The 824-nt window shown below is 70.0% G+C and carries 1 protein-coding gene; it reads left to right on the forward strand.

The window, feature by feature from the left end; all coding sequences use genetic code 11:
• Positions 1-15: 15 nt before the first annotated feature.
• Positions 16-824 (forward strand): ketoacyl-synthetase C-terminal extension domain-containing protein (locus HOY81_RS27040; RefSeq protein WP_308341231.1); only part of this gene is annotated, 809 nt, incomplete at its 3' end.

The raw sequence follows: 824 nt of genomic DNA on the forward strand, positions 1-824 counted from the left end.
GGCAGTGGTGCGGGTGTGGTGGTGCTGAAGCGCTGGGAGGACGCGGTCGCCGCGGGGGATTTCGTGTATGCGGTGGTGCGGGGTTCTGCGGTGAACAACGACGGTGCGGTGAAGGTGGGTTTCACGGCGCCGAGTGTGTCGGGGCAGGCGTCGGTGATCACGGATGCGCTGGAGGTGTCGGGGGTCGATCCGGAGTCGATCGGTCTGGTGGAGGCGCATGGGACGGGTACGGCGCTGGGGGATCCGATCGAGGTGTCGGCGTTGACGCAGGCGTGGCGGGGTTTCACGGACCGGGTGGGGTTCTGTGCGCTGGGGTCGGTGAAGACGAATGTGGGGCATTTGGATGCGGCGGCGGGTGTGGCCGGTCTGATCAAGGCGGTTTCGGCGGTGCGGGCTGGTGAGTTGCCGCCGTCGTTGAATTTCTCGGAGCCGAATGAGCGGATTGATTTCGCGTCGTCGCCGTTTTATGTGAATACGCGGTTGCGGTCGTGGCGGGGTGCGGGTCCGCGGCGGGCGGCGGTGAGTTCGTTCGGTATCGGCGGGACGAATGCGCATGTGGTGCTGGAGGAGGCGCCGCGGGTGCCGGGGGTTCCGGGGCCTGCTGGTGGGTCCGGTGGGCGGCGGTGGCAGGTGGTTCCGGTGTCGGCGCGGTCTCCGCGGGCGTTGTCGGTGTTGTGTGAGGGGGTTGCGGAGCGGCTGGAGTCGGGTGAGGCGGCGTTGCGGGACGCGGCGTTCACGTTGCAGTCGGGGCGGGTGGAGTTCGCCTGCCGGCGGGCGGTGGTGGCGGACACCGCCGCCACCGCCGCCACCGCCCTGCGCACGGC

This window comes from Streptomyces sp. JJ36, from assembly GCF_021696945.1.
In the GTDB taxonomy this organism is placed as follows: domain Bacteria; phylum Actinomycetota; class Actinomycetes; order Streptomycetales; family Streptomycetaceae; genus Streptomyces.